Here is a 24,707-nt window from a genome sequence, read left to right as displayed (position 1 = left end):
AGCCGCGTCGCAGTGTCACGCCCTGAAACGCCGGATTGCCGCCCGATCACCCGTTCGTGGCCGGAGCGGCGGGGGCAGGGGCAGGGATCGGGGCCGGGGTGGCGGGCTCGGGTGCGGCGCCGGTGGCGCAGATATTGGTCAGGTCGTTGTAGCGGTCGACGATCCAGCCTGGCGCGTCGGTGGGAATGTTCTGGTCGATCTGGGCCTGGAAATTGGCGAAGACCAGCGCGGTGCGCGAATTGTCCACCATCGGGATCGCCTGGTCCGACAGCACCCGGTCATAGACGATGAAGGCGATCGCGATCAGCAGGACGCCGCGCGCCACGCCGAAGAGGAAGCCGAGCGCCTGGTCGATGCCACCGATCGCCGACCGCTGCACCGCACCCGAAAAGAGCGGGGTGAAGAGTGCGGCCACGATCAGGCCGACCACGAAGACCCCGGCAAAGGCCGCGACCACCGAAAGCTCGCAGCTGTCGGAGAGGAACTCGCCCACTACCGGCAGTTCCTTGACCAGGGGCTGCACCCCGGGGGCGAAGTAATAGGCGGCGATGGCGGCGCCGATCCAGCCGACGATCGCCATCAGCTCGCGCACCAGCCCGCGCGAGAAGGCGAGGATCGCCGAGACGAGGATGATGAGCGCCGCACCACCGTCAACCGCGGTCAAGTTTTCCATCTTCAGTCCCCATTCCGTTCTTTTGCATGGGCTTATCCCGCCCCGAACATTTCGCCGACGAAGGCGATCAGGTTGGGCATCGCCCGGATCTGCATGCCCGCGCCGCCCTCGATCTTGGATTGCGAGGGCAAGGTCGCCTGTGAGAAACCAAGTTTGCTGGCCTCTTTCAATCTGTTTTCCGTCTGGCCCACGGGACGCAAGGCCCCCGAGAGGCTGATTTCCCCGAAAAGCACCATTTCTGGCGGAATTGCCACATCTTCCCGGGCCGACAGAAGCGCCCCGGCTACCGCGAGGTCCGCCGCCGGCTCGCTGACCCGCAGCCCGCCGGCCACGTTCAGGAAGACGTCCAGCCCGGTGAAGGGAATGCCGCACCGCGCCTCGAGCACCGCAAGGATGGTCGAGACCCGGCCCCCGTCCAGCCCCACCACCGTCCGGCGCGGGCTGGCGAGGGTGGAGGGGGCGACAAGCGCCTGGATTTCGGTCAGGACCGGCCGCGTGCCCTCGATCCCGGCGAAGACGGCGGAGCCGGGGGCGGGCTGATCGCGGTTGGCCAGGAACAGGGCCGAGGGGTTCGGGACCTGCGCAAGGCCGCCGCCGGTCATCTCGAAGACGCCGATCTCGTCGGCCGGGCCGAAGCGGTTCTTCACCGCGCGCAGGATGCGGAACTGGTGGCCACGCTCGCCCTCGAAGTAGAGCACGGTATCGACCATGTGCTCGACCACGCGCGGGCCGGCGATCTGGCCCTCCTTGGTCACATGGCCGACCAGCACCACCGCCACGCCGCGCCGCTTGGCGAAGGTCACCAGCTCATGCGCCGCCGCCCGGACCTGGGAGACCGAGCCGGGCGCCGCCTCGACCTGGTCCAGCCACATGGTCTGGATCGAGTCGATCACCGCCAGCGCCGGGCGCTCGGCATCGAGCGTGGTGAGGATGTCGCGCAGGTTGGTCTCGGCCCCCAGGCCGACCGGAGCATCGGAAAGCCCCAGCCGTTGCGCCCGCATCCTGACCTGGGCCGAGGCCTCCTCGCCCGAGATATAGAGGCATTTCAACCCCCTGCGCGCGAAACTTGCGGCGGCCTGCAACAGGAGCGTCGACTTGCCGATCCCCGGATCGCCCCCGACCAGGATGGCCGAGGCCGGGACCAGCCCGCCGCCCAGCACCCGGTCCAGCTCGTCGATGCCGGAGGAGGCGCGGGGGGGCGGCGCTTCCTCGGTTGCAAGGTCCGAAAGCGGGATCGTGCGGCCCCTGGCCCCCAACGCCCTGGGGCCGGTGGAGAGCGGCGCCTCCTCGACGATCGTGTTCCAGCCGCCGCAGGCATCGCATTTGCCTGCCCATTTGCGATGGCTCGCACCGCAGGCCGAGCAGGTGAAGGAGGCACTCTGTTTCATCAGGCGGGACAATGCCGGGAATATTGGGCAGCATCAAGGCAGGGCGTGCGCGCCGGAAATCGTTCGATTTCCGGGACGATTTCCGTTCGGAAATCGCGCCCCGGTCAGCCGTCCCGCCTCGACCGCCAGGAGATCAGCGCCGAGGCCAGCACGCAGCCGGTGAAGAGGTAAAGCCCCCAGGCCACTTCCACCGTCACCATGCCTGCGCCCTTGGCGATGACCACATAGAGCGCAACCAGGAAGACATCGGCCATGGCGAGCTTGCCCAGGACCTCCAGCGCCGGAAGCACGCGCGGCGACAGGAGGTTCCAGTGCAGGAGCGCCAGCCCGATGGTCTTGGCATAGGGCGCGAAGACCGCAAGGAAGGTGACGAGAAGGGCGAGCGCGGCGTCGGATTCCCAGAGGGACTGGAGTCCGGTGATCACGCTGATCTCGTCCATCCCGAAGATCGGCAGGATCGCGGCGCGCAGGAGGGGGGCGAACCAGGCGATGGGGAAGAGGAGGAGGAGCGTGAGGTTCAGGTACTTCAACGGCATCCCTCCGTGACTGGCGTCGGACCGGGGGGTTCACCCCCCCCCCCGGACCCCCGTGGAGTATTTTGCCCAAGAGGAAGGGCAGGTCAGCGCACGCTCTCGATCGGCCCTTCCGCCCTTCCGTGGATGAACTGCTGGACGTAGGCATCTGGCGTCCTGTCCAGTTCCGAGACCGGGCCGGTCCAGCGGATCACGCCGCCGTGCAGCATCGCCACGTTGTCGGCGATCGCCCGGACCGAGGTCATGTCATGGGTGATGGTCATCGCCGTCGCGCCCATCTCGGTCACGATCTCGCGGATCAGTTCGTTGATGACGCCGGCCATGATCGGGTCGAGGCCGGTGGTCGGCTCGTCGAAGAAGATGATCTCCGGTTCCGCCGCGATGGCGCGGGCGAGGCCCACGCGTTTCTGCATGCCGCCCGACAGTTCGGCGGGGTAGAGGTCGGCCACCTCGGGCTTCAGCCCGACGCGGCGCAGTTTCTCGACCGCCACCTCGCGGGCCTGCGCCTTCGGCAGCGGCCTGGCGCCCCGGACCAGCCGGAAGGCGACATTCTCCCAGACCCGCAGCGAGTCGAACAAGGCCCCGCCCTGGAACAGCATCCCGAAGCGCGACAGGAAGGCGTCGCGGTCGCCCGCCGTCACGTCCTGCCCGTCCAGGGTGATCGCGCCGGAATCGTGCCGCACCAGCCCCAGGATGCATTTCAGCAGCACCGACTTGCCCGTCCCCGAGCCGCCGATGATCACCATCGAGCTGCCCGAGGCCACCGTCAGGTTCACCCCCTGCAGGACCCGGTTCGCGCCGAAATGCTTGTGGACCTCGCGCAGCTCGATCATGTGGTGAAGAAGACCTCGGTCAGGACATAGTTCGCGGCCAGGATCAGGACCGAGGCCGAGACCACCGCCGCCTTCGTCGCCGCCCCCACGCCCTGCGCGCCGCGCGCCGAGTTCATCCCGTGGTAGCAGCCCATCAGCGCCACGATGAAGCCGAAGACCGCGCCCTTGACGAGGCCCGAGCCGACGTCCCAGCCTTCCAGGAAATCGACCGTGTTCTTCAGATAGGCGGCCGAGTTGAAATCCAGCCGCGTGATCCCCACCAGCCAGCCGCCCATGATCCCGATGGCGTCGCCCGCCGCGACCAGCACCGGCATCGCCAGCGTCGCGGCCAGCACGCGCGGAACGGCGAGGTATTTCAGCGGGTTGGTCGACAGCGTCACCAAAGCGTCGATCTGTTCCGTCACCTTCATCGTGCCGATCTCGGCCGCGATGGAGGAGGCCACCCGCGCAGCCACCATCAGCCCGCCCAGCACCGGCCCCAGTTCCCGCGTCATGCCGATGGCGACGATCGAGGGCACCACGGATTCGGCGTTGAAGCGCGACCCGCCGGCATAGATCTGCAAGGCCAGCGCGCCGCCGGTGAAGATCGCGGTCAGCCCGACCACGGGCAGCGAGAACCAGCCGATCTGCAGCACCGCCAGCCCCAGCTCGCGCAGGTAGAAGGGCGGGCGCAGGATGTGGCCCAGCACGCTTGCGGCGAAGAGCGCCACCCGTCCCAGGGCGGCCAGCGCCTGCAGCACCGGGCGGCCGAGGGCGCCGAAGGCTGCGGTCACGCGCCGCGCTCCTGATGGCGGCGCTGGTAGCGGCGGCCGAGCGAGGTCAGCATCTCGTAGCCGATGGTGCCGCCCACCTCCGCCAGCGCGTCCACGCCCTGATGCGGGCCCAGGATGTCCAGGCTGCGCGGCACTTCCGGCAGATGGGTGATGTCGACCGTGATCAGGTCCATCGACACCCGCCCGACCAGCGGGCAGGGCGTGTCGCCGTCCCAGAGCCGCGCCTTGTTCGACAGCGTGCGCGGCAGCCCGTCGGCATAGCCGCCGCCGACCGTGGCGATCACCGAGGGCCGCTCGGCCACCCAGGTGCAGCCATAGCCCACCGCCTCGCCGGGCTCGACTTCGCGGGTCTGGATCACCGGCAGCGAGAGCGTGACCACCGGATGCGCGGCCACATGCGGCAGGCCGCCGAAGAGGCCGACGCCGGGGCGCGTCAGGTCGAAGTGATAGCGCGGGCCGAGAAGGATCCCCCCCGTCGCGGCCAGGCTGCGCGGCAGGCCGGTGCCGTCGGTCATCGCATGGAAGGTGGCAAGCTGCGCCTCGTTCAGCGGATGCTGCGACTCATCGGCGCAGGCGAGGTGGCTCATCAGAAGCTCCGGCCCCGCCTCCAGCAGGATCGGTGCCACCGCCTGCCATTCCAGCATCTCGACGCCCAGCCGGTTCATGCCGGTGTCCAGCTGCACCCCGAAGGCATGGCCGGGCAGGGCCTCCAGATGCCGGGTGATCTGCTCCAGGCTGTTCAGCATCGGCGTCAGATCCAGGTCGTGGATCATCTCGGTATCGCCCGCCATATGGCCCGAAAGCACTGCAACCTGCGGCCCGGGCCCCAACGCCTGGCGCACCGCGGCCCCTTCCTCGGCATAGGCCACGAAGAACCGCCGCGCGCCCGCATGGGCCAGCGCGCGCGCCACCCGCGTCACGCCCAGCCCATAGGCATCGGCCTTCACCACCGCCGCCGTCTGCACGCCCGGGCCGGTCATCCGGTCCAGGGAACGCCAGTTCGCGGCTATCGCATCAAGGTCAATCGTGAGGGTTGCAGTCGACATGCCCGCTGTTTCGGCCGGGCCGGTCGCGGGGTCAAGGGAAATTCAGCCGCGCCGCCTGCCCTTGTCCTTTCCGTGCCGCCGGGCGAGTGTAGCCCCGCATCAGCCATGTCGGAGAGTCGGTCTTGACCACCGCCGGACACAGCCACGCACACAGCCATGCCCACGAGGGCGAGAACGCGCGGCTTTACCTGACCGTCCTGTGCTGGGTCGGCCTGACCATCGCAACGGTCGACGCCTTCCTCCAGCCGCTGCCGCCCGGCCTGACCTGGACCGCGCTCCTCCTCGCCTTCCTGACCGGGGGTCTGCCCGCCGCCCGCTCGGCCCTGGAGGAGCTGTGGCAGGACCGCAAGCTCGACATCGACCTCCTGATGGTGGTCGCCGCCCTGGCCGCCGCTGCGGTGGGCGCCTTCCTGGAAGGAGCGGTGCTGCTGGCGCTCTTCTCGCTTTCGCAGACGCTGGAGCACCGCGCCATGGGCAAGGCCCGCCGCTCGGTCGAGGCGCTGATGCAGTTGCGCCCGGAAACCGCGCTGCGCGAGGGGCCCGGCGGGGTCGAGGAGGTCGCGGTCGAGGCGCTGGTCCCCGGCGACCGGGTGATCCTGCGGCCCGGCGCGCGGGTTCCGGTCGACGGAAGGGTCGTCGCGGGCTCGGGTCATATGGACGAAAGCACCGTGACCGGCGAATCGCTGCCCGTCCGCAAGGAACTGGGCAATCCGGTGCATGAGGCGACGGTGAACCTGGACGGCATCCTCACCGTCGAGGTGCTGCGCCCGCTCGCCACCAGCACGGTCGCGCAGATGATCCGCCTCGTGACCGAGGCGCAGGCGATGCGCTCGCCTTCGGAACGCTTCTCCGACTGGTTCGGCCAGCGCTACACGATCTTCGTCCTCCTGGGCTCGGCCCTGTCCTTCGTCGGCTTCCGGCTCTGGGGCCTGCCGGGGGGCGAGGCGCTTTACCGCGCGGCGACGGTCCTGGTCGCGGCCAGCCCCTGCGCCGTGGTGATCTCGGTCCCGGCCGCGATCCTTTCGGCGCTGTCGGCGGCGGCGCGCGGGGGGGTGCTGTTCAAGGGCGGTGCCGCGCTGGAAGGGCTGGCCGAGGTCCGGACCTATGCCTTCGACAAGACCGGCACGCTGACCACCGGCGAGGCGGCCGTGACCGGCCTGCACGCCCTTGACGGCGGCGAGGCGGAGTTCCTGGCGCTGATCGCCGGGCTCGAGGCCCATTCCGAACACCCGATCGCCGCTGCAATCCTGCGCGAGGCCGCCCGGCGCGGCGTCACCCCCGCCCGGATCAGCGACATGCGCTCCTTCCCCTCCGAGGGAATCACCGGCTGGGACGCGGGCGGGCCGCTCTGGGCCGGCAACGCCAGGATGCTGGCCCGCGTCGGGGCCGCGATGCCGCCCGACTTCCAGGCGATGGAGACCGGGGCCGAGACGCTGGTCCTCATGGGGCGCGGCGCGCGGGTCCTTGGCGCGGTGACCGTCGCGGACGAGCCGCGCGCCACCTCCGCCCCCGCCCTGGCCGCGCTCAAGGCCAGCGGCGCCGAAATCCTGATGATGACCGGCGACCGCCGCCCGGTGGCCGAGCGGATCGGCATGGGCCTTGGCCTGGCAGCCGGGGAGATCCACGCCGCCCTCCTGCCGGCCGACAAGGTCAAGCTGGTGAACGAGGCCGCCGCGCGCGGCCGGGTGGCCTTCATCGGCGACGGGGTGAACGATGCCGCGGCCCTGGCGCGGGCCGATGTCGGCGTCGCCATGGGCGTCGCGGGCAGCGAGGTGGCGCTTCAGGCCGCCGATGTGGCGCTGATGGCCGAGGACCTGCGCAAGCTCGCCGCCGCCCAGGCGCTCGCCCGCCGGACCGCGCGGATCATCCGGCAGAACCTCACGCTGGCCCTTGGCGCGATGGTGGTGCTCGTCGTCGGCGGCCTCTTCTTCGAGCTGCCGCTGCCCCTGGCGGTGATCGGGCATGAGGGCGGGACGCTTCTCGTCGTGCTGAACGGCCTGCGCCTTCTCGCCGACCCGATCCGCACCCGGTCCCCCGCGTAGGGTGCGCTACAGCGCACCTTCCCGCCGTCCCCCAGGCGCACCTTTCCCCGGTCGCCGTAGGGTGCGCTACAGCGCACCTTCCTCCGCCGTCCTCAGAACCCCACGTCCGGCCCGCCCGAGCCCTGCCAGGGCTTCGCCAGGTTGCCGAAGCGGGTGAACCGGCCCTCGAACGAGAGTTCCACCGTGCCGATCGGCCCGTGGCGCTGCTTGCCGATGATGACCTCGGCCTTGCCGTGCACCGATTCCATCAGCGCCTGCCACTGCGCCATCTTCTCCAGTTCGTGGTCGCCGGGCTTCTCCCGCTCGCGGTAGTATTCCTCGCGGAAGACGAACATGACCACGTCGGCGTCCTGTTCGATCGAGCCCGATTCCCGCAGGTCGGACAGCTGCGGCCGCTTGTCGTCGCGGCTTTCGACGGCACGGCTCAACTGCGACAGGGCGATCACGGGGATGTTCAGCTCCTTCGCGATCGCCTTCAGGCCTTGCGTGATCTCGCTGACCTCCTGGACCCGGTTGTCCTTGGACGAGCCCTTCAGCAGCTGCAGGTAGTCGATGATCAGCACATCCAGGCCATGCGTCCGCTTCAGCCGCCGCGCCCGGGCGGCGACCTGGCTGATCGGCAGGGCAGGGGTGTCGTCGATGTAGAGCGGGCAGGCTTCCAGCGCCTTGGCCGCCTCGACGAAACGGCGGAATTCCTGTTCCGTCATGTCGCCGCGCCGGATCTGTTCCGAGGGCACCTCGGCCGCTTCCGACAGGATCCGCGCCGCCAGCTGTTCGGCGCTCATCTCCAGGCTGAAGAACCCGACCGCGCCGCCCTCGACCGCGCCTTCGGTCCCGTCGGGCAGCCGGCCGCGCTTGTAGGCCTTGACGATGTTGAAGGCGATGTTGGTGGCCAGCGAGGTCTTGCCCATCGACGGACGCCCCGCAAGGATCAGGAGGTCCGAGGGGTGCAGTCCCCCCAGCTTCTTGTCCATGTCGACCAGCCCGGTCGAAATCCCCGCCAGGCCGCCGTCACGCTGGTAGGCGGCGTTCGCCACGTTCACCGCGTCGGTCACGGCCTTGAGAAAGCTCTGGAATCCGCGCTCCGCGACGCCCTGCTCGCCCAGCTTGTAAAGCCGCTGTTCCGCCTCGATGATCTGGTCCTTCGGCTCGGACGCCACCTCGACCTTGGCCGCCTGCGCCGCGATGTCGCGGCCGAGCTGGATCAGCTCGCGCCGCACCGCCAGGTCATAGACCATCTGCGCATAGTCGCGCGCCGCATAGGCCGAGATCGCCGCCCCGGCGAGGCGCACCAGATAGGCCGGCCCGCCCAGTTCCTTCAGCCCCGGATCATCCTCGAGAAACGCCTTCAGCGTGACGGGAGAGGCCAGCGCGTTCTTCTGGATCCGCGCCGCCGCGACCTGGAAGATGCGCTGGTGCACGGGGTCGAAGAAATGCTCGGCCTTCACCAGGCTGGAGATCCGGTCGAAGACCTCGTTGTTGGTCAGGATCGCGCCCAGCAGCTGCTGTTCGGCCTCGATGTTGTGCGGCAGGACCTCGGCCTCGGACGCAGCCGGGGCTGCGGCCGGAACCATCGGCCTCAGTGCGGTGATCTCGGTCATTTCTGCCCTCTGCCGTCTTGTCTGCTTTTTGGTGCCCACCGCCTAGCACGTCCTGCGGTGGAATGGGTTGGGGGAAAGCTGTGCATAAGCCGCTTATCCACAAGATTGAGCCTACCACATCTTGCCCCTCGGATGAAGCGCCAAGCTAGCCCTTGGAGCCGTGGCAGGCCTTGGTGGAAGCCTTCCCGGCGCTGCGCGATGCGGAAAGGGGAGGAATCAGCCCTTGCGGGCCTCCTGCCAGGCGCGCGGCGCCTTCAGGAAGCTTTCGACCTCGGCCAGCGTGCCCGCGTCGAACGCGCCTTGCGCCCGAGCCTCGGCCAGCACATCCCACCAGGTGCAGAGATGGTGCAGCTTCACCCCATGCGCGCCGAGCTTCGCCTCGGTATCGGGAAAAATGCCGTAGTAGAAGATCACCGCCGTATGGCCGCAGGTGGCCCCGGTCTCGCGGATCGCATCGACGAAGCTCAGTTTCGAGCCGCCGTCGGTGGTCAGGTCCTCGACCAGCAGGACGCGCTGGCCCTCGGTCATCGCGCCCTCGATCCGGGCGTTGCGGCCGTAGCCCTTGGGCTTCTTGCGCACATAGGTCATCGGCAGCGCCAGCCGTTCGGCCACCAGCGCCGCGAAGGGGATGCCCGCCGTCTCGCCGCCGGCGATGTTGTCAAAAGCCTCGAACCCCGCCTCGCGCATCACCGTGACGGCGAGGAAATCCATCAGGGTCGAGCGGATGCGCGGATAGCTGATCAGCTTGCGGCAGTCGATGTAGGTCGGCGAGGGCAGGCCCGAGGCCAGCGTGAACGGCGTCTCGGCGTTGAAATGCACCGCCTTGATCTCCAGAAGCGCGCGGGCGGCGAGACGGGCGATTTCCGCTTTCGGCGGGAAGGTCGAGGGGATCATGCGCGGGTCCTTTCGGAGGGGCTCGTCGTTCGACTTCGTCTCCTCCTCGCGATGGCGACGAGTGACGAAGTCATCGAGGAGCGGGTCAGGGGAGAACGTGCCAGTACACGGGGAAGCCGGGGTCGAAGACGGTGACGGGGCCGGTGTCCGAGACGATCTTCGCCGGCCAGACGCAAGGCTCGGCCCGCTTCTCCAGCCGGATCTCGCCCGCGTTCACCGGCAGGCGGTAGAAGGCCGGGCCGTTGCGCGAGGCAAAGCCCTCCAGCCGGTCCAGCGCCCCCTCCTCCTCGAACACATGCGCCAGCAGGCTCAGCGTATTGGTCGCCGTGAAGCAGCCCGCGCAGCCGCAGGCATGTTCCTTCAGCGCGTCGACATGCGGCGCCGAGTCGGTGCCGAGGAAATAGCGCGGGCTTCCGGAGGTCGCGGCCCTGCGCAGCGCCAGCCGGTGCTTCTCGCGCTTGGCGACCGGCAGGCAGTAATAATGCGGCCTGATGCCCCCGGCGAGGATGTGGTTGCGGTTGATGATCAGGTGATGCGTGGTGATCGTGGCGGCCAGATTCTCGCCACCCTCGGCGGCATAGGCGGCGCCTTCCTCGGTGGTGATATGCTCCATCACCACCCGCAGCTCCGGCAACCGGCGGCGCAGCGGGTCGAGGACCGTGTCGATGAACACCGCCTCGCGGTCGAAGATGTCGACCTCTGGGTCCGTCACCTCGCCATGGGTGCACAAGGGCAGGCCGATCGCCGCCATCCGCTCCAGCACCGGCATCACCTTCGCCAGGTCCCGCACGCCCGAGTGCGAATTGGTCGTCGCCCCCACCGGATACAGCTTCACCGCCTTCACCAGACCCGAGGCCGCCGCCCGCTCCACGTCCGCGGGGTCGGTGCCCTCGGTCAGGTAGAGCGTCATCAGGGGATCGAAACCCATCTCCCCGGGCAGCGCCGCCAGGATCCGCTCGCGGTAGGCCGTCGCATCGGCCAGCGTCACCACCGGCGGCACCAGGTTCGGCATGATGATCGCGCGGGCGAAATGGCGCGCGGTTTCCGGCAGCACGGCCTGCAGCATCGCGCCGTCGCGCAGGTGCAGGTGCCAGTCGTCGGGGCGGGGCAGGGTGATCGCTTGCATGGGGCGCAGGTAACGCAAACCCGCCCCCGTTTCCAGTGGCATCAGGGTCCATCCTGCAAGGATCGCGGCCGCCCGGCTGGACCGGATCGCCGACGGCTACGGCGAGTGATCAGTCATAGCCCCCGGTCAGCTCGGCCAGGCGGCGGGCGTAGCGCGGCGCGTTCAGCCGCGAGGTGACCGAGCGGCAGATCATGATCTCGCGCCGGCGCCGGCCCTGCAGCCGCGCCGCCGCCAGGATCGTGCGCAGGTAGCTGCCGTTCGACCGCCGCCCGCGCCAGAGCCACGAGAAATATTCGGCCGAGAACTTGCCCTCCATCGCCGCCTCCAGGATCCGGTCCAGGATGCGCATCTCCTTCAGCGTGTCCTCGGTGCCCTCGCCGGTATAGCGGGCGCGCAGCGGCGTGACCCAGGGGCGCTGGAACAGGGCCGCATGCATCGCATCGGGCCGGTGCAGCGGATCGTGGATCAGCCAGACCCGGGACGCGCTTTCCGTCATGTCCGGCGCATAGCCATAGCGGCTGCGGAAGTTCAGCCGCCGCGCGCTGCGGTGGCGCTCGTCCCAGCCCGCGAGCGCGGGGTCCAGCGTGGCGCGCGGCGCGACCAGCACCAGCTCGGCCCCCGGCGCCGTGATCGAATAGGCCGCCGCCGCATAGCCCGATGGCCCTGCGCCGTAGAACACCACCCGGTCGAAATCCTCCAGGAACCCGTCGTCGGCCAGCCGGTCGAAATAGCGGAACACCGCCGGATCGCGCCACCAGCTCTCGCCCTCCGACAGGACGGTCAGGAGCGACCAGCCCCTCGCCCTGGCCATCTGATAGAATTCGGGCAGGTTGTCCGGCCGCTCGCGCAGGGCGGCGGCATCCTCGAAGGTCACCAGAAGGAGCGGCCGTTCTTCCGCGAAGAAGGCATAATGCCGGTCACCCAGCGGCAGGAAGTCGCCATCGCCCTCGGCAATCGAAAGCATGGCGCGCTGCCATTCAGGAGGCGCGTTCGGATCGGACATGGCTATCGGCCTTCAATGACTGGTCAAAATTCGCACTCTTACCTGCTCACAATGGGGCGAAAATTCAGCCACGACAAGGCGTTGCACCTGGTATTCCCCGCACGCCCGGCAACAAGCCGGACCGACTGTTTCCGCCCGGCCGGGTCCGGCAACCCCGGCGAATGGGTCGACGCACAAGGCTCAACCCTTGGTGGTTGCCCGCGCCCAGGGCTTCCAGATCGTCTCGGCTTCGGCCGGAGAGAGAATCCGGCTGGGAGGCGCCAGCAGGAGCCGGCCGTAAAGCGCGCGCCAGGGCTCCTCGGCCATCAGCGCGGCAAAGCGCGCCCGGCGCCAGGCGACGGCGGCGCGGTGCAGCGGCCCCAGGACCGGATCGCCATGCAGCTCCCCGCGCAGGGCTCCGCTTGCCAGCCCCAGCACCGTCCGGTCCTCCACGGCCACGAAATTGCGCTCCACCCAGTAGTCCATCCCCAGCCGGTCGCCCCCGTGCACCGCCCGGCCCCGGTCGCTTTTCAGGACATAGCTCTCCACCGCGCCGAGGGGGTAATGGTTCAGTTGCGCCAGCCGGCCATGGTCCCGCCCCGGGGCCGAGAAGATCCGCGCCCCGTGATAGACCGCCGGCAACTCGCGCCCCGAGCCGTCGAACCAGCGCGGCTTGCGCGCGGGATCGGGCCGGCGCGGCCGATGCACCCCCAGTTTGCCATAGCTGCCGTCATTGCGGTACAGCGTCTTGAACAGCTGCGCCCGCCAGGGCCAGTGCAGCACCGCCGGCGCCGCGCGGGTGAAGACCTCGGTCACCGGCCGGTCCTCGAACCCCACCACCCCGGCATTGCCGAAGAGCCGCCAGGTCAGCGGGATCGCCGTCGCCTCGGGCAGCGCGGCCAAAAGCGCCGGGATCGTCCGGTCGCCGACATGCACATTGACGAACTCGTCCACGTCCAGCGGCACCAGCCAGTCCGCCCCCGTCACCAGCGGATGTCGGTCCGCCCGCTTCAGTGCCGCCCATTGCGGCCCCTCGGGATGCGGGCCGGGGTTCGGCACATGGGCCAGCCAGCCCAGCGCCGCCAGCCGCTCCAGCATCGCATCGGTGCCATCGTCGCAATCGTTGGAGAAGACCAGGAAATCGCTGATCCCGCAGGCCCGGTGATGCGCCAGCCACTCCAGCAGGAACGCGCCCTCGTTCCTGACCGTCAGGACGGCCGTCACCCGCATCGCGCCCGTGCTTTCATCTTTGCGAAAATATCCCCGCCGGAGGCATCCGACGCCCGCAAGGGGCGCCGGTCCCGGTTATCACGGCGGGGGCAGGGGCCAAATCAGAAAAACGCCTGCAGCCCGGTGATCGCGCGGCCCAGGATCAGCGCATGGACGTCATGCGTGCCCTCGTAGGTGTTCACCGTCTCCAGGTTCACCATGTGGCGCATGACCTGGAAATCCTCCTGGATTCCGTTGCCACCATGCATGTCCCGCGCCCAGCGCGCCGCTTCCAGCGCCTTGCCGCAGTTGTTGCGCTTGACGATCGAGATCATCTCCGGCGCCGCATTGGCCTCGTCCAGGAGCCGCCCGACCCGCAAGGACGCCTGCAACCCCAGCGAAATCTCGGTCAGCATGTTGGCGAGCTTCAGCTGGTAGATCTGCGTCCCCGCGATGGGCTTGCCGAACTGCTTGCGGTCCAGCCCGTATTGCCGTGCCGCGTGCAGGCAGAACTCGGCCGAGCCCATCACGCCCCAGGAAATCCCATAGCGCGCCCGGTTCAGGCAGCCGAACGGCCCCTTCAGCCCCTCGACATGCGGCAGAAGCGCGTCCTCGCCGACCTCGACATCCTTCATCACGATCTCGCCGGTGATCGAGGCGCGGAGGGAAAGCTTCCCCCCCACCTTCGGCGCCGAAAGCCCCTTCATGCCCTTCTCCAGCACGAAGCCCTTGATCTTGCCGCCATGCGCCTCGGACTTGGCCCAGACCACGAATACATCCGCGATCGGGGCGTTGGAAATCCACATCTTCGCGCCGTTCAGCACATAGCCATTGGCCGTCTTCTTCGCGACGGTCTTCATCCCCGCCGGGTCCGACCCCGCATCCGGCTCCGTCAGCCCGAAGCAGCCGATGAACTCGCCGCTTGCCAGCTTCGGCAGATACTTCCGCCGCTGCGCCTCGGAGCCATAGGCATAGATCGGATACATCACGAGGGACGACTGCACCGACATCATCGACCGATAGCCCGAATCGACCCGCTCGACCTCGCGCGCGACCAGCCCATAGGCCACATAGGACGCGCCCAGCCCGCCGTATTCCTCGGGCACGGTCACGCCCAGAAGGCCCATCTCGCCCATCTCGCGGAAGATCGACGGATCGGTCGTCTCCTCGCGATAGGCCGCCACCACGCGCGGCTGCAGCTTTTCCTGCGCATAGGCCCGCGCCGCATCGCGCAGCATCCGCTCTTCCTCGGTCAACTGGTCGTTCAGCCGGAAGGGATCCTCCCAGTCGAAGCGGCTCAGGTCCGGCGCGTCCTTGGCTTTCAGTTTCGGCTTGTCCAGCATGATCAGGTCTCCATCTTTGCCGGCATCCTTGCATGGAAGGCTGGCCTGTTCTATCGAAACCCCTGCACGGGTTCATGAGGGAAACTCATAATGCTCCCCCGCCGCTACCTGCCGCCGATCCCGGCCCTGATGGCGCTGGAGGCCGTCGACCGCCTCGGCACCGCCTCCGCCGCGGCCGGGGAACTGAGCCTTACCCAGGGCGCCATCAGCCGCGCCCTGCAAGGCCTCGAACAACAACTCGGCGTCCCCCTCCTGATCCGCGAGCGCCAGCGCCTGCGCCTCACCCCCGCCGGGCAGGATTACGTGGCCGAGGTCCGCAAGGCCCTCCACCTCCTCGCCTCCGCCTCGATCACCTTGCGCGCCAACCCGACCGGCGGCTCCCTCAACCTCGCGATCCTGCCCGCCTTCGGGATGCACTGGCTCGCCCCGCGCCTCGCCCGCTTCGCGCAAAGCCACCCCGAGGTCACGGTCAACCTCTCCACGCGCCTCCGCCCCTTCGACTTCGCCGGCACCGCCTTCGACGCCGCGATCCACTACGGCCGGCAGGACTGGCCCGGCGTCGACTACCTGAAACTGATGGACGAGGAGGTCCTGGCCGTCGCCGCCCCCGGCCTGCCGCCGCTCACCCGCGCCACCGACATCCTCGCCCAGCCGCTCCTGCAACTGGAAAGCCGCCCCGGCGACTGGGGCCGCTGGCTGGCGCACCACGGCGCCCCCGGCCAGCGCCCGCCCGGCATGATGTTCGACCAGTTCGCCACCCTGACCCAGGGCGCCATCCACGGCATGGGCCTGGCGTTGATCCCCACCTTCCTGATCCAGCGCGAGCTTGCCGAGCACCGCCTGGTCCCGGTCTTCGGCCCCCCCGTCGCCGCGCTCGGCAGCTACCACCTCGTCTGGCCCCGCGCCGCGCCCTCGCGCGCGCCGCTCCGCTCCTTCCGCGACTGGCTCGCCGCCGAAACGGCTTGACCGCCGCCCGCCGCCCGGACAACCTGCCCGAAAGGCAGGGGCAGCGATTGACCACCATTCCCAGGGACATCGACGGCGTGGAACAGCTCCTTGCGGGCCAGGGCTATGTCGCCTCCCGCGCGCTGGCCACCGTGGTCTTCCTCGCGCTGAAACTCGGCCGCCCGCTCTTCCTCGAAGGCGAGGCCGGCGTCGGCAAGACCGAGATCGCCAAGACCCTCGCCGCCGCGCTGGACCGCCGCCTGATCCGGCTGCAATGCTACGAGGGGCTGGACGCCGCCTCCGCCGTCGCCGAATGGAACTTCGCCGCCCAGATGATCGCCATCCGCACCGCCGAGGCGCAGGGCGGCGCCGACCGCGACGCGCTCAAGACCGAGCTCTTCACCGAAGACTACCTGATCGAACGCCCGCTCCTCGCCGCCATGCGCCCGCAACCCGGCGGTGCGCCGGTGCTCCTGATCGACGAGCTCGACCGCACCGACGAACCCTTCGAGGCCTTCCTGCTCGAGGCGCTCTCCGACTTCCAGGTCACCATCCCGGAACTCGGCACCATCAAGGCCCCCGAACCCCCCATCGTCATCCTCACCTCCAACCGCACGCGCGAGGTGCATGACGCGCTGAAGCGCCGCTGCCTCTACCACTGGGTCGACTACCCCGGTTTCGACCGCGAACTCGCCATCCTGCACGCCCGCGTCCCCGAGGCGCAGGCCGCCCTGTCCCGCGAGGTCGTGGCCTTCGTCCAGCGCCTGCGCCACGAGGACCTGTTCAAGAAACCCGGCGTGGCCGAGGCGATCGACTGGGCGAAATGCCTCCTCGCCCTCGACGTCATCTCGCTCTCGCCCGAGGTCATCGCCGACACTTTGGGCGCGATCCTGAAATACCAGGACGACATCGCAAGGATCCAGGGCTCCGAAGCCAGACGCCTCCTCGACGAGGTCAAACGCGAACTGGCCCCGGCATGATGCTTCCTCTTGGCGGAAATACTCCACGGGGGGTCCGGGGGGTGTGAAACCCCCCGGGGCTGGCCACGGATGCCGACCTATCCCGATCTCCCCCTCCCCGAAGACGGCAAGCTGGCCGAGAACCTCGCCCATTTCGCCCGCGCGCTGCGCAAGGCCGGCCTTCCCGTCGGCCCCGGCCGCACCCTCGACGCGATCCGCGCGGTAGAGGCCGCCGGCTTCGCCCGCAGGGACGACTTCTTCCACACCCTCCAGGCCGTCTTCGTCTCCCGCCCCGAGGAGCGCGCGACCTTTGCCCAGGTCTTCCGCCTGTTCTGGCGCGACCCGCGCTACATGGAGCACATGATGTCGCTCATGCTGCCCCAGGTGCGCGGCGTGGCCGAGGAACGCGCCGCCCAGGCGGCCGAGAAGCGCGCGGCCGAGGCGCTGCTGGACGGCCAGCTTCCCCCGATGCCCGAAACCGGCGAGGCCCCGGAGCAGATCGAGATCGACGCCTCCGCCACCATGTCGGCCGAGGAACGCCTCAAGACCCTCGACTTCGAGCAGATGTCCGCCGCCGAGATCGCCGAGGCGCGGCGGATGCTCGCCCGCCTCTCGCTCCCCGTCCGCCCCCTCGTCACCCGCCGCAGCCGCGCCACCCCGGCCGGCCGCCGGATCGACCCGCACCGCACCCTGCGCGAGGCGCTGCGCCGGGGCGGCGAGATCGCCCGGCTGCCCCGCAAGGCGCCGGTCACCCGCTGGCCGAACCTCGTCGTCCTCTGCGACATCTCGGGCTCGATGTCCGACTACAGCCGCATGGTGCTGCACTTCGTCCACGCCGTCGCCAACCGCAAGGGCCAGGGCTGGGCCAGGGTCCACGCCTTCACCTTCGGCACAAGGCTCACCAATATCACCCGGCACCTGCGTGCCCGCGACGTGGATGCCGCGCTCCGCGCCGCCGGGGCCGAGGCGCAGGACTGGTCCGGCGGCACCCGCATCGGCCAGTCGCTGCACGCCTTCAACCGCGACTGGTCGCGCCGGGTGCTGGGGCAGGGGGCGGTCGTGCTGCTGATCACCGACGGGCTCGACCGCGACGACGCGGGCCTGCTGGCCAGGGAAATCGAGCGCCTCCACCTCTCCTGCCGCCGGCTGATCTGGCTCAACCCGCTCCTGCGCTGGACCGGCTTTGCGCCGAAGGCGGCCGGCATCCGCGCCATGCTGCCGCATGTCGACAGCTTCCGCGCCGGCCATTCCATCGCCTCGCTCGAAGCCCTCGGCCAGGCCGTCTCGGACCCCGGCGACAGTGGCGAAAAGGCGCGGCTTCTGGCGCTTCTTCGCGAATAGGCCAGCGTTTGCATGAAGTTATGGCTTGGCAAGCCGGTGATATCGCATATCACGCCCCCCATGCCTTTGTTATGGGCATCCGTGCCGGGAACCGAGGGCGAATCGTCCGCGTTTTCCGCTCGACCATCAGGATAGGGACCTGGGAACATGAGAAAGCTTCTGATCTCCACCACCGCGCTGTCGGTCGCGATCAGCCCCATGGGCACGCTGCCGACCTATGCGCAGGTGCTGAACGAGGACGGGTCCGTGACCGGGCCGGACGGAACGGTGCTCTGCACGCCGAGCGCCGACGCCGATTGCGATTTCGATGCCATCGTGGCCAAGCTGCAGGCCGAGGCCGAGGCTGCCGCCCAGGCCGAGGCCGAAGCCGCCGCTGCAGCCGAGGCCGCCGCTGCGGAAGCCGCCGCTGCGGAAGCCGAGGCCCAGGCCGCCGCCCAGGCTCAGGCCGAGGCGGAAGCCGCTGCCGCCGCCGCTGCGGAAGCCGAAGCCAAGGCCGCCGCCGAGGCCGAGGCTCAGGCCGCCGCCGAGGCTGCTGCCCAGGCCCAGGCCGAAGCCGAGGCCGCCGCCCAGGCCCAGGCCGAGGCGGAAGCCGCCGCCGCCGCCGAAGCCGAGGCCGCTGCCCAGGCCGAAGCCGAAGCCCAGGCCGCCGCCGAGGCTGCGGCCGAAGCCGCTGCCGCGGAGGAGCCCGCCGCCGAAGAACCCGCAGCGGTCGAAGAGCAGCCCGCGCCCGAGGCGACCGTGACCGAAGAACCCGCGCCCGAGGAACCGGCGACCGATGAAGCGGTGACCGAAGAACCCGCCGCCGAGGAACCGGCGGCCGATGAAGCGGTGACCGAAGAACCCGCGGCCGAGGAACCGGCGGCCGATGAAGCGGTGACCGAAGAACCCGCGGCCGAGGAACCGGCGACCGATGAAGCCGTGACCGAAGAGCCCGCCGCCGAGGAACCGGCGACCGACGAAGCCGTGACCGAAGAGCCCGCCGCCGAGGAACCGGCGACCGATGAAGCCGTGGCCGAAGAGCCTGCGGCCGAGGAACCCGCGGCAACCGCCGAGGAACCCGCGCCGGAAGAGGCCGCGCCCGAGGCGACCGTGGCCGAGGAGCCGGTGACCGAGGAACCCGCCGCCGAAGCCGAAGCCGCCGCTTCCGCAGAAGGCACCGTTGACCCCGCCACCGGCGAGGTGATCGACCCCGAGGCCGCCGCCCAGGCGCTTCAGGCTGCGGAAGCCGAACTCGCCATCACCGATTCGGGCGAGATCGTCGATCCCGCCGCCGGTCTCGCCGTCGCCGAGCCGGCCCCGACAGCCGAGGCCGAGCCGGTCGAGGCTCCCGTGGTCAGCGAGACCGAGGTCGAGACCCTGACCAAGCTTCTGACCACCGATCCGACCGCGATCGACCCCGCGTCGCTTGAAGCCGCCGAAGTCCTCGCCGCCCGGCCCGAGTCCGAGGCGGGCCAGCCGGTCGAGATCGCCCCGGCCCCGGCCGATCTGGTGGCCTCGGTGGTCGAGGAAACCGTGACCAGGGAGAACACCCGCTCCTCGGCCGAGGAATTCGCCGCGGCGCCGAGGAAGCTCGCCGATGGCAAGAAGAGCGGCCTTTCGGACCTGGAAAAGGCCGGGCTTCTGGTTCTGGGCGCGCTCGCGGTGGGCGCGATCATCAAGAACAACCGCGAAGCCGCCGCGGGGACGCCCGTCGTCTCGTCGATGGGGGATTCCCGCGTGGTGTCGAACACCGGCGACCGCGTGATCGTGCTGCAGCCCGACGGCACCTACCGGGTGCTCAAGGACGACGACACCATCATCCGCCAGCCCGGCTCGAACGTGCGGACCGAGACCTTCAAGGACGGCTCGACCCGCACCATCGTGCGGCGCGGCGACGGGACCCAGGTGGTGACGATCCGCGACGCGACCGGCCGCGTGCTGCGCCGCGCGACCTATGACGATCTTGGCCGCGAGATCGTGCTGATCGACGACCTCGAGCCCGAGGAAGTGGTGGTGGTCCGCGACCTGCCGAAGCCGAAGAAGCGCATCGTCATCTCCTCCTCGGACAACGACGCCGCGCTGAAGCGCGAACTGGCGGCACTCGAGGCCGACCGGGCGGGCCGCAAGTTCTCGCTCCGCCAGATCCGCGAGATCCCGCAGGTGCGCGCGCTGGCCGCGGTGATCGATGTCGAGAACATCACCTTCGCCTCCGGCTCCGCCGCCATCGCCGCCGACGAGGCGCGCAACCTCACCGACCTCGGCCGGGTGATGCAGAAGCTTCTGGACGAGAACCCGCGCGAGGTCTTCCTGATCGAGGGCCATACCGACGCGACCGGCAAGGCGGCGATGAACCTCGCGCTTTCCGACCGCCGGGCCGAATCGGTGGCGCTGGCCCTGACCGAATACTTCGACATCCCGCCGGAGAACATGGTCGTACAGGGCTATGGCGAGACCGAGCTTCTGGTCGACACCCAGGCCAGCGAGCCCGCCAACCGCCGGGTCGAGGTGCGGGTGATCACCCCGCTGATGCGCACCGCCTCGGTCGAGTAAGACCCCTAGAAGGCCGCGGTTTCCCCCGCGGCCTTCCGTTTTTCATGGCAAAGCGCCGCGACGGGCGACATACTCGCGCCCATGACCCGCGCCGCCCATGACCAGATCCCCGAAACCGCGCTTCGCTGGCATCGCCAGGGCCTTGGCGCCGCCCTCGCCACCGTGGTCGAGACCTGGGGCTCCGCCCCCCGCCAGGCCGGCAGCCAGCTCGTCGTCTCCGGCACGGGCGAGATGCAGGGTTCGGTCTCCGGCGGCTGCGTCGAGGGCGCGGTCGTGACCGAGGCCCTCGATGCCCTGCAGGACCGCCGCGCGCGCCTTTTGACCTTCGGCGTCTCGGACGAGACCGCCTTCGCCGCCGGCCTCGCCTGCGGCGGCACCATCCGCATCCTGGTCGAACCCGTGGGCGAGGGGGCCGAGGCGCTGCCCGAAGCCACCCTCGCCGCCCTGGTCGAGGCCCGCGCCGCCCCCCGCGCGCTCGCCCTCGCCACCCGGCCGGAAGGCTGGACCCGCCAGCTCCTCGCGCCGGGCGAGGATCCCGCCGCCGACGCCCGCTTCCGCTCCGACCGCTCCGGCACCGAGGAGGACGGCCGCTTCATCGCCGTCCACAACCCTCCCCTGCGCCTGATCGTTGTCGGCGCGGTCCACATCGCCCAGCCGCTCCTCGCCATCGCCCGGACCTGCGGCTATGCCCCCACGCTGATCGACCCCCGCGCCGCCTTCGGTTCCGAGGCCCGCTTCCCCGGCGAAACCATCCTCGACGACTGGCCGGACGAGGCCATGGCCGCCCTGAACCCCGACGCCCGCACCGCCGTCGTCACGCTGACCCACGACCCAAAGCTCGACGATCCCGCGATCCGCGCCGCACTCGCCTCGCCCGCCTTCTACCTCGGCTGCCTTGGCTCGAAGAAGACCCATGCCCGGCGCCTCGAGCGGCTGGCCGCCATGGGCATCCCGCCCGGGGACATCGCCCGGATCCACGCCCCGGTCGGCCTCGACATCGGCGCGCGCAGCCCGGCCGAGATCGCGGTCAGCATCATGGCCCAGATCACCCAGGTCCTGCGGGCCTGAATGCGCTTCGGCCCCGTCCCCCTGACCCAGGCCGAAGGCGCGATCCTCGCCCATTCCGTCGCCCTGCCGCAGGGCCGGCTGCGCAAGGGCTGCCACCTCGGCCCGAACGAACTCGCCGCGCTCGAAGCGGCCGGCCTGACCCAGGTTACCGTCGCCCGGCTTGATCCCGGCGACATGCATGAGGATGCCGCGGCGCTTGCCGTCGCCCGCGCCCTCGTCGCCGATCCCGACCTCGCCGGGCTCCGCCTGGCCCCGGTCGGCACCGGAAGGGTGAACCTGCATGCCAGCGCGCCCGGCCTCGCCGAGGTGCTGGCCGACCGCGTGCAGGCGCTGAATACGGTCGATCCGATGATCACGCTGGCCACTGTCGCCCCCTGGCAGCGCCTTGCCGACGGAGAGATGGCCGCGACGGTGAAGATCATCGCCTATGCCGTTCCCTCGACCTCTGTGACCAAAGCGGCAGAGGCCGGGGCAGGGGCCCTGCGCCTCTGCCCCGCGCGCCGCCGCACGGCCGTGCTGGTCGAGACGCAGCTTTCCCCCCAGGCGCGCGAGCTTGGCATCCAGCCGATCGCCAACCGCCTCGCCGCGCTTGGCGTCGCGCTCGCCGCGCATCTGCGCTGCCCGCATGACACCGAGACGCTGGCCGCCACGCTGGCCAACCTGCCGCCCGCCGATCTGGTCCTGATCCTCACCGCCTCGGCCACCTCCGACCCGCAGGACGTGGCCCCTGCCGCGGTCCGCAGGGCCGGGGGCAGCGTCGAACGCTTCGGCATGCCTGTGGACCCCGGCAATCTCCTCTTCCTCGGCAGCCTGGCGCAAACGCCCGTCATCGGCCTGCCCGGCTGCGTGCGGAGCCCCGCGCTGAACGGGGCCGACTGGGTGCTGGAGCGGGTGATCTGCGGCATCCCCGTCACCGGCGCGGATATCGCGGCCATGGGGGTGGGCGGGCTTCTGAAGGAAATCCCCCAGCGCGGCCGGCTGCGCGAGGCGAAATGAAAAACGGGGGCAGATCGCCCCCGTATAGGTCCAGACGGAAATCGCAGACCCTATTTCGGCGCGATCATCATCACCATCTGCCGGCCTTCCAGCTTGGGCATGGATTCGACCTTCCCGGCCTCGCCCACTTCGGCGGCGACCCGGTTCAACAGCTCCAGCCCCAGTTCCTGGTGCGCCATCTCGCGGCCGCGGAAGCGCAGGGTGACCTTCACCTTGTCGCCTTCGCCCAGGAACTTCATCACCGAGCGCATCTTGACGTCGTAGTCATGCGTATCGGTGCCCGGCCGGAACTTGATTTCCTTGATCTCGATGATCTTCTGCTTCTTGCGCGCCTCGGCCTCGCGCTTCTGGTTCTCGTATTTGAACTTGCCGAAATCCATGATCTTGCAGACCGGCGGCACGGCCGTGGGCGAGATCTCGACCAAGTCGAGGCCCGCGTCCTGAGCCATCTGCAAGGCGCGCGCGGGGGTCACCACCCCGACGTTTTCGCCATCCGCCCCGATCAGGCGGATCTCCGGAGCGCGGATACGGTCGTTGATACGGGGTCCGGTTTCGCGTTGCGGCGGGGCATTGTGCGGGCGGCGGGCTATGGCAGTTGTCCTTTGGTCATTGCGGTTCGGCGGCGGCAATCTAGTCCCCCTTGGGACAAGCCGCAACCCGGCAGCAGGGCCATCGGGCCAGAAAAACAGCGAAAATCCGGGCTTGCGGCCCCTTGGCACCTGCATGGGCTTTTCATTGCCGCGCCAAGCTGCCATATCACCAGCGTCCGGGCCCCAGTCCGGGACAAGGGAGTATTTGACATGAACAGAACTGTCATCATCGGCGCGATCGTCATCATTCTCGCCGGCCTGGGCTATTACCAGTTCAGCTACAAGCCGGCGCAACAGGCCGCGATGGAGCAGGAGGCCGCCGCCAAGGCCGCCGAAGCCGCCGCTGCCGAGGCTGCTGCCGCCGAAGCCGCCGCCGCCGAAGCCGCCGCCAAGGCCGAGGCGGAAGCCGCTGCTGCCACCGAAGCCGCCGCCACCGCGACCGAGGCCGCGACGGATGCCGCGACCGACGCCGTCGAGGGCGCGGCCGATGCCGTGACCGAAGGCACCGCCGCCGCTACCGAAGCTGCGACCGACGCCGTGACCGAAGGCGCCGCCGCCGCCACCGACGCGGCTGCCGCTGCGCTGGACCCGGCGAACTTCAATGCCGATGCCGTGGTCGCCCTGATCGACGGCTCGGCGCTGGACGACGCCACCAAGACCACGCTGAAGACCGCCGTGGAAGCCGCCCGCGCCAACCCGGCGCTGGTCGCCGACACCGTGGCCCAGGTCAAGGCCGCTCTGGGCATGTAATCCCTTCGGCACCCGCCGAAGCCGAAGGCCGCAGGAGCGATCCTGCGGCCTTCTTCATTGCCGGGATGTGCCGCAGGACATGGGGAAGGCCGCGGGGATCACCCTCGCGGCCTTCCCTTCATGGTAAAAGTCACATGAGCGTGGACCTGCAACCCATTGAAATCTCGGGATACGCCTCCTCGCCCGCGCGTGGACGGATCAGATCCCGTCGCCGACGAAGGCTTTCTCGACCACATATTCCAGCGGCTCCGAATTCGCCCCTTCCCGCAGCCCGAACTTCTCCAGCACGGCCTTGACGTCGTGGTTGAAGGCAAGGCTCCCGCAGACCATCGCCCGGTCTTCCTCGGGGTCCATCGGAGCGAGCCCGAGGTCAGCGAAGACCTTTCCGCTCGTCAGGTTCTCGGTGATCCGCCCCATCCGGGGCGAGGCTTCGCGGGTGGTGGTGGGGTAGTAGAGCAGCTTGTCCCCGACCATCTCGCCGATCAGCGGATCGTCCTTCAGGCTCTCCACCAGCTGCCGGCCATATTCCAACTCCGCCACTTCCCGGCAGGTGTGCATCATGATGACCTGGTCGTACTTGTCATAGGTCTCCGGGTCGCGCATCAGGCTGGCGAAGGGCGCGATCCCGGTCCCGGTCGCAAGGAACCAGATCCGGCTGCCCGGCAGCAGGGCGTCATGCACCAGCGTCCCCACGGGTTTCGGCCGCAGGATGATCTCGTCCCCCGGCTGGATGTGCTGCAGCTTCGAGGTCAGCGGCCCGTCCGGCACCTTGATCGAGTAGAACTCCAGCTCCTCGTCCCAGCTGGGCGAGGCGATGGAATAGGCCCGCAGCAAGGGCTTTCCGTTGTCGCCCAGAAGCCCGATCATCACGAACTCGCCCGAGCGGAACCGCAGCGAGGCGGGGCGGGTGACCCGGAACGAGAACAGCCGGTCGGTCCAGTGCGTGACCTTGGTCACGGTCTGCGCGTCGGGCAGGTGGGGCTTGGTGCGGGCGACGTCCATCATCAGGGCCTCGGTCATTGTTTCGCCCTCCATAGGCGAGCGGGCGCGCCAAGGGAAGCCTTTCCCCTGCGGCCCGTTTGCGAA

Annotated in this window: 22 protein-coding genes; 8 read left to right on the top strand and 14 right to left on the bottom strand. The window is 69.7% G+C overall.

The features are described 5' to 3' along the window. Positions 1-46 precede the first annotated feature (46 nt). From I7S92_RS08225 to alr, 6 genes are all read right to left on the bottom strand, one after another. Positions 47-673: a CvpA family protein gene (locus I7S92_RS08225; protein WP_197643006.1), complete on the bottom strand. Its 627-nt coding sequence runs from the start codon at positions 671-673 to the stop codon at positions 47-49. A 32-nt stretch (positions 674-705) separates the two neighbouring features. Further along, a complete protein-coding gene (radA, locus tag I7S92_RS08220) occupies positions 706-2,061 on the bottom strand; it encodes a DNA repair protein RadA (protein ID WP_197643005.1) in 1,356 nt (451 codons plus the stop codon). Positions 2,062-2,165: 104 nt separating this feature from the next. Next, positions 2,166-2,597, bottom strand: coding sequence for a paraquat-inducible protein A (locus I7S92_RS08215; RefSeq protein ID WP_197643004.1), 432 nt, complete (start codon positions 2,595-2,597; stop codon positions 2,166-2,168). Between the two features lie 83 nt (positions 2,598-2,680). Next, positions 2,681-3,427, bottom strand: coding sequence for an ABC transporter ATP-binding protein (locus tag I7S92_RS08210; RefSeq protein WP_197643003.1), 747 nt, complete (start codon positions 3,425-3,427; stop codon positions 2,681-2,683). After that, positions 3,424-4,200: an MlaE family ABC transporter permease gene (locus I7S92_RS08205; protein WP_197643002.1), complete on the bottom strand. Its 777-nt coding sequence runs from the start codon at positions 4,198-4,200 to the stop codon at positions 3,424-3,426. The genes I7S92_RS08210 and I7S92_RS08205 overlap by 4 nt, the downstream gene beginning before the upstream one ends. Next, on the bottom strand, positions 4,197-5,246 hold the full coding sequence (gene alr / locus I7S92_RS08200) for an alanine racemase (RefSeq protein ID WP_197643001.1): 1,050 nt from the start codon (positions 5,244-5,246) through the stop codon (positions 4,197-4,199). Before alr ends, I7S92_RS08205 begins: the two co-directional genes overlap by 4 nt. A gap of 122 nt (positions 5,247-5,368) precedes the next feature. Between alr and I7S92_RS08195 the strand changes: the two genes are divergently transcribed. Further along, on the top strand, positions 5,369-7,288 hold the full coding sequence (locus I7S92_RS08195; RefSeq protein WP_197643000.1) for a heavy metal translocating P-type ATPase: 1,920 nt from the start codon (positions 5,369-5,371) through the stop codon (positions 7,286-7,288). A 92-nt stretch (positions 7,289-7,380) separates the two neighbouring features. On the opposite strand, the gene I7S92_RS08190 is transcribed toward I7S92_RS08195, so the two are convergent. The 6 genes from I7S92_RS08190 to I7S92_RS08165 all read right to left on the bottom strand — a co-directional run bounded on the left by I7S92_RS08190 (position 7,381) and on the right by I7S92_RS08165 (position 14,443). After that, positions 7,381-8,889 (bottom strand): replicative DNA helicase, encoded by a 1,509-nt coding sequence (locus I7S92_RS08190; protein ID WP_386002853.1) that lies wholly within the window; start codon positions 8,887-8,889, stop codon positions 7,381-7,383. A gap of 216 nt (positions 8,890-9,105) precedes the next feature. Beyond that, on the bottom strand, positions 9,106-9,783 hold the full coding sequence (locus I7S92_RS08185) for an orotate phosphoribosyltransferase (RefSeq protein WP_197642999.1): 678 nt from the start codon (positions 9,781-9,783) through the stop codon (positions 9,106-9,108). 85 nt (positions 9,784-9,868) lie between these two features. Continuing rightward, positions 9,869-10,909 carry a dihydroorotase gene (pyrC, locus tag I7S92_RS08180; protein ID WP_197642998.1) on the bottom strand — a complete coding sequence of 347 codons (1,041 nt, stop codon included), beginning with the start codon at positions 10,907-10,909 and terminating at the stop codon, positions 9,869-9,871. A gap of 109 nt (positions 10,910-11,018) precedes the next feature. Further along, entirely contained in the window at positions 11,019-11,912 is an 894-nt protein-coding gene (locus I7S92_RS08175; RefSeq protein WP_197642997.1) for a phosphoadenosine phosphosulfate reductase, read from the bottom strand. Between the two features lie 180 nt (positions 11,913-12,092). Then, positions 12,093-13,121, bottom strand: a complete 1,029-nt coding sequence (locus I7S92_RS08170; protein WP_197642996.1) for a glycosyltransferase family 2 protein — start codon at positions 13,119-13,121, stop codon at positions 12,093-12,095. Between the two features lie 101 nt (positions 13,122-13,222). Further along, positions 13,223-14,443, bottom strand: coding sequence for an acyl-CoA dehydrogenase (locus I7S92_RS08165; protein ID WP_197642995.1), 1,221 nt, complete (start codon positions 14,441-14,443; stop codon positions 13,223-13,225). 87 nt (positions 14,444-14,530) lie between these two features. Here I7S92_RS08165 and I7S92_RS08160 point away from each other — a divergent pair, with 87 nt between their 5' ends. From I7S92_RS08160 to I7S92_RS08135, 6 genes are all read left to right on the top strand, one after another. Further along, positions 14,531-15,409: a LysR substrate-binding domain-containing protein gene (locus tag I7S92_RS08160; protein ID WP_197643057.1), complete on the top strand. Its 879-nt coding sequence runs from the start codon at positions 14,531-14,533 to the stop codon at positions 15,407-15,409. A 47-nt stretch (positions 15,410-15,456) separates the two neighbouring features. Further along, entirely contained in the window at positions 15,457-16,368 is a 912-nt protein-coding gene (locus tag I7S92_RS08155) for an AAA family ATPase (RefSeq protein WP_206761030.1), read from the top strand. A gap of 69 nt (positions 16,369-16,437) precedes the next feature. Continuing rightward, positions 16,438-17,688, top strand: coding sequence for a vWA domain-containing protein (locus I7S92_RS08150; protein WP_197642994.1), 1,251 nt, complete (start codon positions 16,438-16,440; stop codon positions 17,686-17,688). Positions 17,689-17,835: 147 nt separating this feature from the next. Next, positions 17,836-20,217 carry an OmpA family protein gene (locus I7S92_RS08145; protein ID WP_197642993.1) on the top strand — a complete coding sequence of 794 codons (2,382 nt, stop codon included), beginning with the start codon at positions 17,836-17,838 and terminating at the stop codon, positions 20,215-20,217. Between the two features lie 81 nt (positions 20,218-20,298). Continuing rightward, a complete protein-coding gene (locus tag I7S92_RS08140; RefSeq protein WP_197642992.1) occupies positions 20,299-21,285 on the top strand; it encodes an XdhC family protein in 987 nt (328 codons plus the stop codon). Beyond that, positions 21,286-22,281, top strand: coding sequence for a molybdopterin-binding protein (locus I7S92_RS08135; protein ID WP_197642991.1), 996 nt, complete (start codon positions 21,286-21,288; stop codon positions 22,279-22,281). Positions 22,282-22,331: 50 nt separating this feature from the next. Here the strand turns inward: I7S92_RS08135 and infC are convergent, their stop codons facing one another. Beyond that, a complete protein-coding gene (infC, locus tag I7S92_RS08130; RefSeq protein ID WP_242070124.1) occupies positions 22,332-22,910 on the bottom strand; it encodes a translation initiation factor IF-3 in 579 nt (192 codons plus the stop codon). A gap of 171 nt (positions 22,911-23,081) precedes the next feature. Here infC and I7S92_RS08125 point away from each other — a divergent pair, with 171 nt between their 5' ends. Beyond that, positions 23,082-23,621 carry a hypothetical protein gene (locus tag I7S92_RS08125; protein ID WP_197642990.1) on the top strand — a complete coding sequence of 180 codons (540 nt, stop codon included), beginning with the start codon at positions 23,082-23,084 and terminating at the stop codon, positions 23,619-23,621. A gap of 198 nt (positions 23,622-23,819) precedes the next feature. Here the strand turns inward: I7S92_RS08125 and I7S92_RS08120 are convergent, their stop codons facing one another. Continuing rightward, a complete protein-coding gene (locus tag I7S92_RS08120) occupies positions 23,820-24,641 on the bottom strand; it encodes a ferredoxin--NADP reductase (RefSeq protein WP_277922957.1) in 822 nt (273 codons plus the stop codon). Positions 24,642-24,707: the final 66 nt, after the last annotated feature.

Source organism: Tabrizicola soli, assembly GCF_015999335.1.
GTDB classification, from domain to species: domain Bacteria; phylum Pseudomonadota; class Alphaproteobacteria; order Rhodobacterales; family Rhodobacteraceae; genus Tabrizicola; species Tabrizicola soli.
The sequence above is the reverse complement of the archived record's forward strand: the minus strand, read 5'-3'. Positions and strand labels throughout refer to the sequence as shown.

Excerpts from the sequence above, each read along its gene's own strand:
- I7S92_RS08135 (WP_197642991.1), top strand. The coding sequence starts at position 21,286 with ATGCGCTTCGGCCCCGTCCCCCTGACCCAGGCCGAAGGCGCGATCCTC.
- I7S92_RS08175 (WP_197642997.1), bottom strand. The coding sequence starts at position 11,912 with ATGTCCGATCCGAACGCGCCTCCTGAATGGCAGCGCGCCATGCTTTCG.
- I7S92_RS08120 (WP_277922957.1), bottom strand. The coding sequence starts at position 24,641 with ATGACCGAGGCCCTGATGATGGACGTCGCCCGCACCAAGCCCCACCTG.
- I7S92_RS08185 (WP_197642999.1), bottom strand. The coding sequence starts at position 9,783 with ATGATCCCCTCGACCTTCCCGCCGAAAGCGGAAATCGCCCGTCTCGCC.
- radA (WP_197643005.1), bottom strand. The coding sequence starts at position 2,061 with ATGAAACAGAGTGCCTCCTTCACCTGCTCGGCCTGCGGTGCGAGCCAT.
- pyrC (WP_197642998.1), bottom strand. The coding sequence starts at position 10,909 with ATGCAAGCGATCACCCTGCCCCGCCCCGACGACTGGCACCTGCACCTG.
- alr (WP_197643001.1), bottom strand. The coding sequence starts at position 5,246 with ATGTCGACTGCAACCCTCACGATTGACCTTGATGCGATAGCCGCGAAC.
- I7S92_RS08225 (WP_197643006.1), bottom strand. The coding sequence starts at position 673 with ATGGAAAACTTGACCGCGGTTGACGGTGGTGCGGCGCTCATCATCCTC.
- I7S92_RS08190 (WP_386002853.1), bottom strand. The coding sequence starts at position 8,889 with ATGACCGAGATCACCGCACTGAGGCCGATGGTTCCGGCCGCAGCCCCG.
- I7S92_RS08125 (WP_197642990.1), top strand. The coding sequence starts at position 23,082 with ATGAACAGAACTGTCATCATCGGCGCGATCGTCATCATTCTCGCCGGC.
- I7S92_RS08165 (WP_197642995.1), bottom strand. The coding sequence starts at position 14,443 with ATGCTGGACAAGCCGAAACTGAAAGCCAAGGACGCGCCGGACCTGAGC.
- I7S92_RS08145 (WP_197642993.1), top strand. The coding sequence starts at position 17,836 with ATGAGAAAGCTTCTGATCTCCACCACCGCGCTGTCGGTCGCGATCAGC.
- I7S92_RS08210 (WP_197643003.1), bottom strand. The coding sequence starts at position 3,427 with ATGATCGAGCTGCGCGAGGTCCACAAGCATTTCGGCGCGAACCGGGTC.
- I7S92_RS08150 (WP_197642994.1), top strand. The coding sequence starts at position 16,438 with ATGCCGACCTATCCCGATCTCCCCCTCCCCGAAGACGGCAAGCTGGCC.
- I7S92_RS08140 (WP_197642992.1), top strand. The coding sequence starts at position 20,299 with ATGACCCGCGCCGCCCATGACCAGATCCCCGAAACCGCGCTTCGCTGG.
- I7S92_RS08170 (WP_197642996.1), bottom strand. The coding sequence starts at position 13,121 with ATGCGGGTGACGGCCGTCCTGACGGTCAGGAACGAGGGCGCGTTCCTG.
- I7S92_RS08215 (WP_197643004.1), bottom strand. The coding sequence starts at position 2,597 with ATGCCGTTGAAGTACCTGAACCTCACGCTCCTCCTCCTCTTCCCCATC.